The organism is Campylobacter sp. TTU_617 (assembly GCF_016599045.1).
Lineage (GTDB): Bacteria > Campylobacterota > Campylobacteria > Campylobacterales > Campylobacteraceae > Campylobacter_D.
Genome location: NZ_JAENKV010000008.1, coordinates 24736 through 38235, shown reverse-complemented (window position 1 = coordinate 38235; position 13500 = coordinate 24736). Strand labels below are relative to the sequence as shown.

Here is a 13500-nt window from a genome sequence, read left to right as displayed (position 1 = left end):
AATAAATTTTAAAGAATTAAAAGTGTTATAATACGTTTAATGCTTATTAAGGAGAATATATGTCTCATATAGAGATTTCTCATCCGTATTTTGGTATATTTTTAATGCTAATATTAGCTAGTGCTATTTTTTTTGGGTTGGTTTTTATTGCCTCTAAGATAGGTAATTCTTTTGCTTCTAAAAATCGTAAAAAATTAGGACTTGGAATGTATGAGTGTGGTCCTATTCCTGTAAAACAAGCTAATAAAATGAATTCTCAATTTTTTATAGTTGCTTTAGTTTTTATACTTTTAGATATTGAAGTAGTATTTTTATTTCCTTGGGCTTTAATTTTTAAATATCTTGGTTGGTTTGGACTTTTTGAAATTTTAATATTTATTTTACTTTTAGCAATAGGTTTTTTATATGCTTATAAAAAAGGGGCGTTTGAATGGCAGAGCATCAAGTAAATTATGCAAATGGACTTCCTGTAGTTTTAACTACAGTTGATAAAATTGTTCAATGGGGTAGAAGTAATTCTTTATGGGCTTTATCTTATGGTTTGGCTTGTTGTGCGATTGAAATGATGGCAGCAGGAGGATCAAGATATGATTTTGATCGTTTTGGAACAATTTTTAGGGCTAGTCCTAGACATTCTGAGGTGATGATTATAGCGGGAACTTTATCTAAAAAACACGCTGAATTTACAAGAAGACTTTATGATCAGATGCCAGATCCTAAATGGGTTATCTCTATGGGTAGTTGTGCTAATACAGGAGGAATGTTTAATACTTACTCGACTGTTCAAGGAGTTGATAGAATTATCCCAGTTGATATTTATGTACCAGGATGTGCTCCAAGACCAGAAAGCTTTCAATTTGCTTTAATGATTTTGCAAAAAAAAATAAGAAAAGAAAAAGCAAGTCGTAAAATTGCTCCAAAAAGGCTAGTGTAATGAGAAAGTATCAAGATAAAAAAAATGTTCAATTAAAAAATTATTATGAAGACAGGTTTTATCATGCTCCACAAAGTGTTAAAACTGATCCTAAGGAAAGTATTTTTAAAGATGATTTTTTAATTTTACAAGAAAAAATTAATCTTCAAGATGCTTTTATCGAATTTAACACTCTTGTTCTTGATATTAAAAAAGAAGATAATATAAAAGCTTTAACTTTACTTAAAGAATTAGGCTATGATTGTTTTATTGAAGCTAGTGCAATTGATTTTGTTGCGCAACGTAATGGTTTTGGCATTTTTTATCAGCTTCTTAATGTAAAAAAAAGATTGCGTGTTAGAATTAAAACTTTTGTAGCTTTAAAAGAAAGACTCCAAAGTGTTACAAGTGTTTTTAAAGGTGCTAATTGGAGTGAGAGAGAAATTTATGATATGTTTGGAATTTTTATTATAAATCATCCTAATTTAAAGCGTATTTTAATGCCAGATGATTGGTATGGACATCCTTTATTAAAAACTTATCCTTTAGAAGGAGATGAATTTGCAAAATGGTATGAGATTGATAGAATTTTTGGAAAAGATTATAGAGAAGTAGTGGGACCTGAAAATAGAGATCCAGCTTTTATTGATGATAAAGATACTTTAAATTTTTCAAGATTATATCATCAAGTTGAAAAAGCAAAAACACCAGTTGAAAGTTCTTTAGCTTTAGAGTATCAAGAGGAAGAGGGCGTGGCTTTTGTTAAAAAGATCAAGCGAGATAAAATTAAATTTTTAGATAAAAGGCGTTAATATGCAAATTCCTACCAAGTTAAAACCTTATTATGAAAATATAGCATTTGAGCGTGAAGACTCTAAAATGATTATAAATTTAGGACCACAGCATCCTTCAGCACACGGGAATTTACGTCTTATTTTAGAGCTTGATGGAGAGCAAGTTGTTAAAGCACGTCCTTGTATAGGTTATATGCATCGTGGTATGGAAAAAATGGCTGAAAATATGATTTATCAAGAATTTATTCCTACTACTGATAGAATGGACTATGTTGCTGCTAGTGCTAATAATTATGCTTATTGTGCTGCAGTTGAAAGATTATGTGGCTTAGAAATTCCTCGTAGAGCTGCTGTAATTCGTATGATAATTTTAGAATTAAATCGTTTGGCTTCTCATTTGCTTTGGCTTGCTACACACGCACTTGATATTGGTGCAATGAGTATATTTTTATATTGCTTTAGAGATAGAGAATATGTTCTTGATTTATTAGAAAAATACTGCGGAGCAAGACTTACGCATTCTTCTATGAGGATAGGCGGAGTAATGCTTGATTTACCTGAAGGTTTTTTAGATGAACTTTTAAGCTTTTGTAATAAATTTCCAAAAGATATTAAAGATTATGAAGCTTTGCTTGATGATAATAGAATTTGGCGTTTAAGAACAGAAAATGTTGGAGTTGTAAGCAAAGAGCAAGCCTTAAATTGGGGTTGTAGCGGAGTTATGTTAAGAGCGAGTGGAGTTTGTTATGATATACGCAAAGAAGAGCCTTATTTGCTTTATAATGAAGTCGATTTTGGGGTTCCTTATGCTACTCAAGGTGATTCTTATGCTAGATATAAAGTTTATATGCAAGAATTTAGAGAAAGTTTGAAAATTTTAAAACAATGTATAAAACTTTATAAAGATACTCCGCCAGAAATTTTAGCTGATAATCCAGAATATGTTAGTGCTTCAAAAGAGCAAATTTTAACACAAAATTATTCTTTGCAACAACATTTTGTTTTAATCTCACAAGGACTTAGGCCTCCAAAAGGTGAAGTTTATGTTCCAACAGAAAGTCCAAAAGGTGAGCTTGGTTTTTTCATTCATTCAGATGGAAGTAGCAGACCTTATAGACTTAAAGCTAGAACACCTAGTTATTGGCATTGTTCTTTTTTTGAAGAAATGCTTGTAGGATCTTATTTGGCTGATGTTGTAGCTATTATGGGAAGTGTAAATATAGTTTTGGGTGAGATTGATAGATGAGAAGAGTTGATTTAAGAAAGAGCAAAGATTTATTTTTAGAAATGGATGAAGTAATTACAAATGCTAAATTTGACGAAGTTTTAGTTATACTTTTTGAAATTGGAGATTTTTCTGCAGTAGAGAAAAGTTTTTCTTTTATAAAAGAAAAAAAATGCACCCTTTTAAATTCTTTGAAATTTAATCAAAAAGATTGGACTATAGTAATAAAAAAGGATAAAAATGCACTATAAAAGTGGCGATAATGCATTTTGTTTTGTAAATATGCTTAGTCTTAATAACACAATTTTATGCGAAAAATTACAAAAAAGTTCTAATATTAATATTTCTTGTTTGCAAGATAAAGCTCTAAATGCTAAATTTTATAAATGTGAAATAGCAAGCATTTCTTATGTTTTAGCATTACTTTGCAAAATACTCAATAAACAAAAATTTAAAGATTTAGATGAGGGTTTTTTAAGTGCGGAATCTTGTATATCAGAGGAAGAAGCTTTAGAAATTTTAGATTTTTTAAAAAAAGCTAAGGTTTTAATTTTTGATAAAAACTTAAAATTTTATAAAGATTTTGAAAATATTAAATATTTTATATATATTTTAAGTAAAGAATTTAATTTACAAATTTTGGATTCTTTTGAAAAAGAATATGATTTTTCTGATTCTAAGTTAGGAACTTTAAAAGAACTTGATAATTATGATGGACTTGTAGTTTTTAAAAGTAAATTAAATGATAATTTTTTACATTGTTCTAAGCAATTTTTACAACTTGCTAAATTTAAGCATTTAGATGAAGTAAATATTCAAGGTAAAAATTTAAATTTAAATACTAAGCTTTATCTAGATGAAAATTTAAGCGGAACAATAGGATTTTTAAATGATGAAAATGAGGGTTTAGATTTTGTTAAAATTTGCATAAAGGAAGCAAGATGACAATAACAATCAACGGCAAAGAGTGTTTCTTTGAAGAAGGTGAATATATATTAAATATTGCAAGAAGAAATAATATTTTTATCCCAGCGATTTGTTATCTTAGCGGTTGTAGTCCAACTTTAGCTTGTCGTATGTGTATGGTAGAAGCAGATGGCAAAAAAGTATATTCTTGTAATACTAAAGCTAAAGATAAAATGATTGTTGAGAGTGATTTAAAGAATTTATGGGATGAAAGAAATGAGATTATGCAAGCTTATTGTATTAATCATCCTTTACAATGTGGAGTATGTGATAAATCAGGAGAATGTGAGCTTCAAAATTTTACTCATAAAGCTAGAGTAAATGAACAAAAATACTGGATTAAAGATACACACAAACCACATAAAAAATGGGGATTTATCAATTATGATCCAGCACTTTGTATAGTATGCGAACGTTGTATTACTGTATGTAAGGATAGGATAGGTGAAAGTGCTTTAAAAACTGTCCCTAGAGGTGGTAATATGCCAGATATCACTTTTAAAGAAAATATGGGAAAAGATGCTTATGCTATTTGGACTAAATTCCAAAAAAGTTTAATAGGTCCTTCTAGTGGAGACAAACTTGATTGTTCATTTTGTGGAGAATGTACTAGCGTTTGTCCTACAGGTGCTCTTATTAGTTCTTCATTTCAATATACTTCAAATATTTGGGAATTAAAAAGGATTCCAGCTTCAAATCCGCATTCTAGTGATTGTGAGCTTATGTATTATGATGTGAAACAAACAAGTATCAATGAACAAAAAACAAAAATTTATAGAGTAAGTAATGATTTTTCTTTTGCAACTTTAAATAAGGCTGCAAGATATGGATTTGACACCCAAAGTGCAGGAAAAAAAGATAAAAAAGCTTTTGATTATTTAATTTCTTTAATTAAAAAAGGGGAAATTAAAAATATTAAATTTAATAGTTTTATCACAAATGAAGAAGCTTTGATTTTACAGAATTTGAAAAAGAAATTTGATCTTTGTTTGATTAATGATGAGGCAAAAGCTTTTAAAGAATTTTTAAATGATTTTATACAAAGTTCAGGAAGTATTTATAATGCAACAAGTGAAGATATAACTAAAAGTGACTTTTTAGTTGTTGTTGGAACTTTATTAAGATATGATGCACCAACACTAAGTTATAAGATTAATAATGCTTTAGTAATGAATAAAGGAGCAGGATTTTATTTTCATCCTTTAGAAGATGAAGGGGTGAAAAAATATTCTAAAAATTTCATTACTCACACTCATAAGGTGGGAGATGAAGAACAAATTTTATACTTTTTATTACAAAAATTTTCACAAGATGAAAATATAAAAAAAGCTTTAGAAGAATTTTTTATCCAAGAAAATAAAGAAATAGAAGAAAGTATTAATGAAGAATTAATAGAAACAATAATAGAAAAAGATGAAGAAGGTAATGAAATTCAAAAAGAAGTAAAAAAGATTTTGCCTAAGAAGATAAAAAAGCTTGTAGAGGTAAAAAAATCTGTTTTTGCTAAAAATTTAGGCATTGATGAGGACAAATTAGAAGATTTATTGCTAAAGAAAAATAATTTTACTTTGATTATAGGAAGTGATTTTTACTTTCATAAAAATTCTAAAAAACTTGCTAAACTTCTTGCTCTTATTCAAAATACAACTCCTTTTAAAATTTTCTTAAATCCAACACATACAAATACTTTAGGAGTTTCATTAATTTGTGATTTATCAGAAGCTAAAGAAGGAAAAACTTTAGGATATAATGAAAAAGGTGATTTTAGCTTTTCTTATGAGGAATACAATGATCTTAAAAGTTCTAGTTTGAATCAACAAGAAGGAACTTTTGTAAATTACGATAAAAGAGTAGTTCCAACTAATGCAGCCTTAGAATTTGATGGTTATTTTTTAAATGATTTAGCAAATGCTTTAGGTTTTGATGAGAATTTTACCATTGATTATACAAAGAGATTGCCAATCAATAAAGGATTTTTACCGATAGAATTTGATCATTTAGAAAATTATTATACTAATGGTGGAGAAAATAAAAGAGGTTATCTTTTGGATACAAAAGTTTTTGATAAAAATGCAGATTTAGAATGGATTTTACCTGATCTTAAATCTTCTCTTGCTTTAAAAGAAAATGAATTTATAGTTTATAGTGCCAATCCAAGTTATCAATTTGGAAGATATTCTAATCTAGCTAGTGCTTTAAAGGAAAGTATCTTTTTAGGCATGAGTGAAGATTTATCTCAAAAGCTTAATTTAAATGATAAAGATTTGGTTGAATTTTTTATAGATGATAAAAAAATAATCCTTAGTGTAAGGATAGATAAAGATTTAAAAAATAGTATTTTTTTACCTTATTTTGATAGCAAGATTGATACTTTAAGCTTTTTTAAAGAAAGATTTATTGTAGCAAAAATTAAAAAATTAGGAGCAAATAATGAGTGAATTTGCTTATTTTGCGATAGAAACTTTGATTAAATGCGTTGTAGTGCTTGCAGTATTTGCTACTTTGGCAGGTTTTGCAACTTATGCTGAAAGAAAAGTTTTAGCATATTTTCAAAGACGTATAGGTCCTGATATGGTTGGTCCTTTTGGATTGATTCAATTGGTTGCTGATATGATTAAGCTTTTTACAAAAGAAGATATTATCCCTTCAAATTCGCAAAAAATTATTTTTGCAATTGCTCCTTTAATTGCTGCTATTAGTGCTTTTGTTTCCTTATCAGCTATCCCTATTTTGCCCGAATTTACTTTATTTGGTAGAGTAGTTCAGCCAATTATTGCAGATATTAATGTAGCTTTACTTTTTGTAATAGGAACTTCTGGACTTTGTTTTTATGCGGTATTTTTAGGAGGACTTGCTAGTAATAATAAATGGTCTATCTTAGGTGCAGCAAGAGCTTTGGTGGCTATTATCTCTTATGAAAGTGTAGGGGCTTTAGCTTTAATTGCTATAGTTATGCTTGTTGGATCTTTTTCTCTTATAGATATTAATAATTATCAAAGCGATGGAATTCTTTCTTGGCTTATTTTTAAACAACCTTTAGCTTTTATTCTTTTTATCATCGCTTTATTTATAGAAACAAATAGAACCCCGCTTTGTTTAACTGAAAATGATGCTGAAATTGTTGCTGGATATGGAACAGAGTATTCAGGACTTCGTTGGGGTATGTTTTTTATTGGTGAGTATGCTTCTATGATAGCAGGAGCTATTCTTGTTTCACTTTTATTTTTGGGCGGTTTTAATGATTTTTGGATTATTCCTGGTTGGATTATGATAATTTTAAAATCTGTTTTTATTTTTTTCTGGTATTTTTGGGCTAGGGCTGCATTTCCTCAATTGCGTCCTGATCAGGTAATGAGAATGTGTTATTTGATTTTAATTCCTTTAGCAGTTTTTAATCTTTTAATAACAGCTTTTACAATTGTTTTTTAAGGACTTATAATGGAAAAACAATATTATTTAGTTGATGAGAAAAGAAAAAATCCTCAAACAACTTGGCAAAAAATTTCTCAAACTATAAAAAGATCTATTAAGTTAGAACTTTTTGTGGGACTTTTTGTTCTTTTAAGAGAATTAATAAAGAAAAATAATAGTGCGACAATAAAATATCCTTTTGAAAAAATTAAGCTTGATTCAAGGTATAGAGCTGTTCATAGACTAATGCGTTTTATTGAAAGTGAAAATGAAAGATGTATAGGATGTGGTCTTTGTGAGAAAATTTGCATTAGTAATTGTATAAGAATGGAAACTTCTTTAGATGAGGAAGGTCGTAAAAAAGTAAGCAATTATAGTATTAATTTAGGACGTTGTATTTATTGTGGATTTTGTGCTGAGGTTTGCCCAGAACTTGCTATAGTCCATACAAGTGAGTATGAGAGTGCATCAGAACAAAGAGCTTATTTTGGTTATAAAAATGACTTTTTAACTCCTATTGATCATCTTAAAGCTCAAAAAGAATTTGAAGGTTCTGGAAGCTTGAGAAAAGATGCTGATTTGTTTGTTAAAAAAACTCCAAACTATTATGAAGTTTTACAAGAAAGAGAAAATAATTTATGCACTGATGAAGAATGTATATTGCCAAATTTAGCCTCACAGGGAGAAAACAAATGATAGAAAATTTAGCTTTTGTATTTTTTAGTGTGGTGGTTTTAGGCCTTTTTTTGGTGGCTGTTTTAAGTAAAAATGTTTTATATTCACTTTCGGCTTTAGCTGGTGGAATGGTTTTTTTATCAGGGTTTTATTTTTTATTAGATGCTGAATTTATTGGAGTAATACAAATTATCGTTTATAGTGGAGCAGTTTTAGGACTTTATAGTTTTGCTATAATGTTTTTTGATTCTTCTAAAGAATTAAAAGAAAAAATAAAATACAAAAAAATATTTTTCTTTTTAGTTGTTTTAAGTGCTTTGCTTCTTTTGTTAATGATTGGTGGGTTTAAATATCAAAATATTAGTACTGATTTAACTCTTAAAGATCCTCTTATTTTTGATTATAGTAAGCAACTTGCTTTTGCTATTTTTTCAAAATATCTTTTGGCTTTCGAATTTATAGCTGTTTTACTTTTAATAGCTTTAGTATGTGCTATTGTTCTTACGCATAAAGAGTTTGGCAAGGAAAAATAATGATAGAAAAATATTTTATTATTGCAATTTTAATGTTTATAGTTGGACTTATAGGTATTTTAAAAAGACAAAATTTAATTATGCTTTTTATTTCTACTGAAATTTTACTTAATGCTGCAAATTTAATTTTAATTGCTGCTTCAAAAATGCACAATGACTTAAATGGACAAGTTTTTGCACTTTTTATTATGGGTATAGCAGCTTGTGAAGTAGCAGTAGGAGTAGCTTTGTGTGTTCTTTGGTATAGAAAAAAAGGAAGCTTAGAATTAAAAAGTTTAAAAGAAGTAGAGGTGTAATATGCAAAATTTAGCTTTAATTTCTCTTTTTGCGCCTTTTATGGCATTTATTTTAGCTTCTTGTTTCTCTTTGAGTAAGAAAAAAATTATTGTAGGATTTTTGTGTTCATTTTTTATAGCTTTAAGTGCTTTGAGCTCATTAATACTTCTTTTTGAAAATCAAAGTTTTAATATTGCACTTTTTGAATGGATTCCTACTATAGGTCTTTCTTTTGGATTTGATATTGATGCTGTTTCTTTAACTATGATGAGTGTGGTAAGCATAGTTGCTACTTTAGTTCATTTTTATAGTATTTTTTATATGCAAGATGATGAGGGATTTAATAAATATTTTTCTTATTTAGGTCTTTTTGTTTTTTCTATGATGTTTTTAGTTATGAGCGATAATTTCTTAGGATTATTTATAGGCTGGGAAGGAGTTGGTTTATGCTCTTGGCTTTTAATCGGTTTTTGGTATAAAAATAATAAATATTCTTTTGCAGCTAATGAAGCTTTTATTATGAATAGAATTAGTGATCTTGGAATGCTAATTGGAATTTTTTGGCTTTATTTGCAAACAAATACTTTAAAATATGATGAAGTTTTTTCTTTGATTTCAAGTATTGATCATTCTGCTTTAGTTCTTATAGCAATTTGTTTATTTATAGGTGCTATGGGAAAATCAGCACAATTTCCTTTTCATACTTGGCTTGCAGATGCTATGGCTGGACCTACTCCAGTTTCAGCTTTAATTCACGCAGCAACTATGGTTACTGCAGGGGTTTATTTGGTAATTCGCGCTAATATAATTTATGATTTAGTTCCTGAAGTAAGCTATATAATAGCTTTTGTAGGAGCTTTTGTAGCTTTATTTGCCGCTTCTATGGCTTTAGTAGCTACTGATTTAAAGCGTATTATTGCTTATTCAACCCTTTCTCAATTAGGTTATATGTTTGTTGCGGCAGGATTAGGGGCTTATAGTATAGCTTTATTTCATTTAGTAACTCACGCTTTTTTTAAATCTTTGTTATTTTTAGGTGCTGCAAATGTAATGCATGCTATGAATAATAATTTGGATATTAGAAAAATGGGTGGACTTTTTAATCCTATGAAAATTACAGCCATTTTTATGCTTATTGGATCTTTGGCTTTAGCAGGAATTTATCCTTTTGCTGGATTCTTTTCTAAAGATTTGATTTTAGGCTACTCTTTTATAACTTTTCATCACGGGATTTTTTTGGTGCTTTTAATAGCAGCTTTTATGACAGCATTTTATAGTTTTAGACTTTTAATGCTTGTATTTTTTACCCCAAAAAGACATAATACTCATCCTCACGAAGCAAGTAAATTGGCTCTTTTATCAATGACTCCTTTGGCGATTTTAGCTATTATTTTAGGATTTTTTGAGCATAAATTTTTTGATTTTATAAGTATTAAACTTGTTTATATTAATGCGCAAAATTCTCTTGTAATGATTCTTGCAAGTATTGCTGCTATTTTTGGAATACTTTTAGCTATTGTTGCTTATAAAAAATCTTGGTTTAAACCAAATTTAGAGCAAAAAAATATTTATAAACTTTTAAGCAATGAGTATTATATTCCTAAGTTTTATCATAATTTTTTAATTAAAAAATATGCAAGTTTGTGTGCAGTAATGAAGCATTGTGATATTTATATTTTTGATGCTTGTATAGATAAGATTGTTTTAAATCTTAATTTATTGTCTAAAAAAATTATTATGTCCAATTCGCTTTCATTAATGCTTAAATTTTTAGTTGCCGCTTTTGTCATTTTACTTTTTTTAGTATGGATGGTTTAATATGTTAAATTATTTGATTTTTTCTCCTTTAGTTGCCGCTTTTGTCATTTTACTTTTAAAACGTGGTGGGATTAAAATTTTTAGCGTCTTGGCAAGTTTTATAGTTTTGGTGCTAAATATCAAAGTTTTTTTAGATTTTTTATCAGGAACTGATTTTGAGTATAAAGTTTCTTTTGAAATTTTAAAATTTTTTAATTACCATATTGGAATAGATAGCATAGCTTTAATTTTGATGCTTCTTTGTTCTTTAATGGTATTTCTTTCTTTTGTATTTTTAAAGCTAGAACAAAAAGATATTGTATTAAATATATTTTTATTAGAATTTGCAATGCTAGGACTTTTTAGTGCTTTAGATGCTTTACTTTTTTACATTTTTTGGGAATTTTCTCTTTTACCTTTAATTTATATTATAGGAATTTATTCTAAAGAATTTAAATATGGAATCAAGTTTTTTATCTATGCTTTTATAGGTTCTATCTTAATGCTTGTTGCTATGATTTATTTAGCTTATTTAAATTATCAACTTTTAAATATTTGGACTTTTGATTTAGAAATTTGGAAAAATAATGTTTCTGGGGCAAATTTAAATGAACAACTTATTCTTTTTGCAGCTTTTTTTATAGCTTTTGCTATAAAATCGCCTTTATTTCCTTTTCACACTTGGGCGCCAAAAGTTTATGCAAAATCTCCAACAATTGTTTCTGTAATGCTTGTAGCTTTTAAGATGGCTCCTTTTGGTTTTTTAAAATTTTGCTTAGTACTTTTCCCAGATGCTAGCGTGTATTATATGCCTTTAATTGCGGCTTTGTGTATAGTAAGTATTATTTATTGTGCTTTAATTGCTTATAGGAGTGATGATTTAAAAGAATTGGTTGCTTATAGTTCTTTATCTCATATTGGTGTTATTGTTCTTGGTATTTTTTCTTTTAATGTTTTAGGTATAAGCGGAGCTGTATTTTATATGTTTGCACATGGACTTGTAACGGGAGTTTTATTTTTAATGATGCAAAGCTTATTTCAAAGATATAATACTTATGAAATTTCTTTTTACCATTCTTTAGCAAGTAAAGCGCCTTTATTTGCAATTTTCTTTGCTATTGTTTTATTATCTAGTATTTCTTTACCTTTAACTTTATCTTTTATCGGTGAGTTTTTAGTATTATTAGGTATTGCCAAGATCAATCTTTTATATGCATTTTTAGCTGGTTTGGTGATTATACTTGGAGCTATCTATATGCTTAATTTATTTAGAAAAATATTTTTTATGCAAAAAGATAATGGTATTGCAGGCTTTAAGCTTTATCCTAGGGAAATTTTTGTTTTAAGTATTGCTACAATTTTAATTTTTTATCTTGGAGTTGCCCCTAAGATTTTTTTACAACCTTTACAAGAAAATAGTAAAGAGTTGATAAATACTATGAATATTAAAGCTATTGAAAAAAGTACAATAGAATTTTTATCTAATTTAAAAGGAGAAAGTTATGCTAAATGAATTTATTAATTTTGAAGCACTTAATATAGCTTTGGCATATCCTTTTATTTTTTTAATTATTATTGCAATTATTCTTTTATTTTGTTCAGCTTTTTATAAGCTTCATAGAAGTTTTTATATAAGCATTAGTATTTTATCTTTAATTTTTTCTTTTTTCTTAATTTTATCAAATATGAGTATGCAAGGTATAGAGGCTAAAGCATTTTTGGATACTTTAAGAAGTGATATAGTATCTTTTTATGCATCTTGTATTATTTTATTTTTTTCCTTTTTATACCTTTTAATGGATAGAGAAAAAAATAAAAGTGAATTTTATCCTTTATTTTTATTTATGGTTTCTTCATTATTATTGATGGTTTCAAGTTCTAATTTGATTTTAATTTTTATTGCTCTTGAAGGATCTTCCTTAGCCCTTTATACATTGATTGCTATGAGAGGAACGCAAAATGCTATTTCTTCTAGTATTAAATATTTTAGCGTTGCTGCTGTTGGAGCAGGATTTTTTACTCTTGCTTGTGCATTATTTTATATGAAAACAGGCAGTTTAGATCTAAATTCTACCCTTGCGTTAAAAAATGAATTTCAAAAAGATCCTTTATTTTTAAGTATAGGGGTTATTATTTTTATTTTATGTGCCATCAAGCTTTCTTTAATACCTTTTCATTTTTGGTTAAAAGATGTTTATTATGCGGCCCATACAAATTTGGTTGCTTTTATTTCAGTTGTTCCAAAAGTTGCTATACTTGTTGTTATATTAAGAATTTTTAATTTTATGAGTAATTTAGGATTTGAATATATTATAATGATAATAGCAGTTTTTTCTATGATATTAGCAGCTATAAGTTCATTAAGCCAGCAAAATATTAAAAAAATGTTAGCCTATAGTTCTGTGGTTCATTCTTCTTTTGTATTATGTGCTTTAATTCCTTTGTTGCGATACAATCAAGAAGATTTTAGTTTGAGCTTAATTCCTATTTTTGGATATTGGGTATTGTTTGCTTTTGCTAACTATGCTATCTTTTTAATTTTAAGTCTTTTAAAGAAAAGTTCTTATGAAGATTTGCAAGGAATTTTAACTAAAAGACCTTTAATAGCTATTTGTTTAGGAATTTGTGTTCTTTCTTTAGCTGGGATTCCTCCTTTTGGGGTATTTTGGGGTAAGGTTATGATTTTAAAATCTATTATAGAAAATGGCTATGGATATTTAGCTTTATTTATTGCTTTAAGTTCTATGATTATGCTTTATGCCTATATTAAAATTATTATTAATGCATTCTTTATAAAGAAAGATAAGATTTATATCACCAAATTAAATTTTAGACAAAATTTAGTATTGATTTTATGTATTGGCGTAAATATTTTAGCACTATTTTTCATGTTGTAGGAGTTTTTGTAAT

General features: G+C 27.7%; 14 protein-coding genes. All 14 read left to right on the top strand.

The genetic code is table 11. The features are described 5' to 3' along the window. Nucleotides 1–59: 59 nt before the first annotated feature. Genes GQV94_RS04985 through GQV94_RS04920 form a run of 14 tightly spaced genes read left to right on the top strand, consistent with a single transcriptional unit; the run spans nt 60 to nt 13487 of the window. Nucleotides 60–449 (top strand): NAD(P)H-quinone oxidoreductase subunit 3, encoded by a 390-nt coding sequence (locus GQV94_RS04985; RefSeq protein ID WP_200169947.1) that lies wholly within the window; start codon nt 60–62, stop codon nt 447–449. Continuing rightward, nucleotides 431–934, top strand: a complete 504-nt coding sequence (locus tag GQV94_RS04980) for a NuoB/complex I 20 kDa subunit family protein (protein ID WP_200169946.1) — start codon at nt 431–433, stop codon at nt 932–934. Before GQV94_RS04985 ends, GQV94_RS04980 begins: the two co-directional genes overlap by 19 nt. After that, on the top strand, nt 934–1725 hold the full coding sequence (locus tag GQV94_RS04975) for an NADH-quinone oxidoreductase subunit C (RefSeq protein WP_200169945.1): 792 nt from the start codon (nt 934–936) through the stop codon (nt 1723–1725). The genes GQV94_RS04980 and GQV94_RS04975 overlap by 1 nt, the downstream gene beginning before the upstream one ends. Before the next feature lies 1 nt (nt 1726). Further along, nucleotides 1727–2953 carry an NADH dehydrogenase (quinone) subunit D gene (gene nuoD, locus GQV94_RS04970; protein ID WP_200169944.1) on the top strand — a complete coding sequence of 409 codons (1227 nt, stop codon included), beginning with the start codon at nt 1727–1729 and terminating at the stop codon, nt 2951–2953. After that, complete coding sequence (locus GQV94_RS04965; RefSeq protein WP_200169943.1) at nt 2950–3183, top strand: NADH-ubiquinone oxidoreductase subunit E family protein; 234 nt, start codon at nt 2950–2952, stop codon at nt 3181–3183. The genes nuoD and GQV94_RS04965 overlap by 4 nt, the downstream gene beginning before the upstream one ends. After that, complete coding sequence (locus tag GQV94_RS04960; RefSeq protein WP_200169942.1) at nt 3173–3877, top strand: hypothetical protein; 705 nt, start codon at nt 3173–3175, stop codon at nt 3875–3877. The genes GQV94_RS04965 and GQV94_RS04960 overlap by 11 nt, the downstream gene beginning before the upstream one ends. Continuing rightward, complete coding sequence (locus GQV94_RS04955) at nt 3874–6336, top strand: NADH-quinone oxidoreductase subunit G (protein WP_200169941.1); 2463 nt, start codon at nt 3874–3876, stop codon at nt 6334–6336. The genes GQV94_RS04960 and GQV94_RS04955 overlap by 4 nt, the downstream gene beginning before the upstream one ends. Continuing rightward, nucleotides 6329–7327 carry an NADH-quinone oxidoreductase subunit NuoH gene (nuoH, locus tag GQV94_RS04950; RefSeq protein WP_200169940.1) on the top strand — a complete coding sequence of 333 codons (999 nt, stop codon included), beginning with the start codon at nt 6329–6331 and terminating at the stop codon, nt 7325–7327. The genes GQV94_RS04955 and nuoH overlap by 8 nt, the downstream gene beginning before the upstream one ends. 9 nt (nt 7328–7336) lie before the next feature. Beyond that, on the top strand, nt 7337–8005 hold the full coding sequence (nuoI, locus tag GQV94_RS04945; RefSeq protein WP_200169939.1) for an NADH-quinone oxidoreductase subunit NuoI: 669 nt from the start codon (nt 7337–7339) through the stop codon (nt 8003–8005). Continuing rightward, complete coding sequence (locus GQV94_RS04940; protein WP_200169938.1) at nt 8002–8517, top strand: NADH-quinone oxidoreductase subunit J; 516 nt, start codon at nt 8002–8004, stop codon at nt 8515–8517. The genes nuoI and GQV94_RS04940 overlap by 4 nt, the downstream gene beginning before the upstream one ends. Beyond that, nucleotides 8517–8813 carry an NADH-quinone oxidoreductase subunit NuoK gene (gene nuoK, locus GQV94_RS04935; RefSeq protein WP_200169937.1) on the top strand — a complete coding sequence of 99 codons (297 nt, stop codon included), beginning with the start codon at nt 8517–8519 and terminating at the stop codon, nt 8811–8813. The genes GQV94_RS04940 and nuoK overlap by 1 nt, the downstream gene beginning before the upstream one ends. Before the next feature lies 1 nt (nt 8814). Further along, entirely contained in the window at nt 8815–10611 is a 1797-nt protein-coding gene (gene nuoL / locus GQV94_RS04930) for an NADH-quinone oxidoreductase subunit L (protein WP_200169936.1), read from the top strand. 1 nt (nt 10612) lies between these two features. Beyond that, on the top strand, nt 10613–12103 hold the full coding sequence (locus tag GQV94_RS04925; protein ID WP_200169935.1) for an NADH-quinone oxidoreductase subunit M: 1491 nt from the start codon (nt 10613–10615) through the stop codon (nt 12101–12103). Then, nucleotides 12093–13487: an NADH-quinone oxidoreductase subunit N gene (locus GQV94_RS04920; protein ID WP_200169934.1), complete on the top strand. Its 1395-nt coding sequence runs from the start codon at nt 12093–12095 to the stop codon at nt 13485–13487. The genes GQV94_RS04925 and GQV94_RS04920 overlap by 11 nt, the downstream gene beginning before the upstream one ends. The last annotated feature ends 13 nt before the right edge of the window (nt 13488–13500 follow it).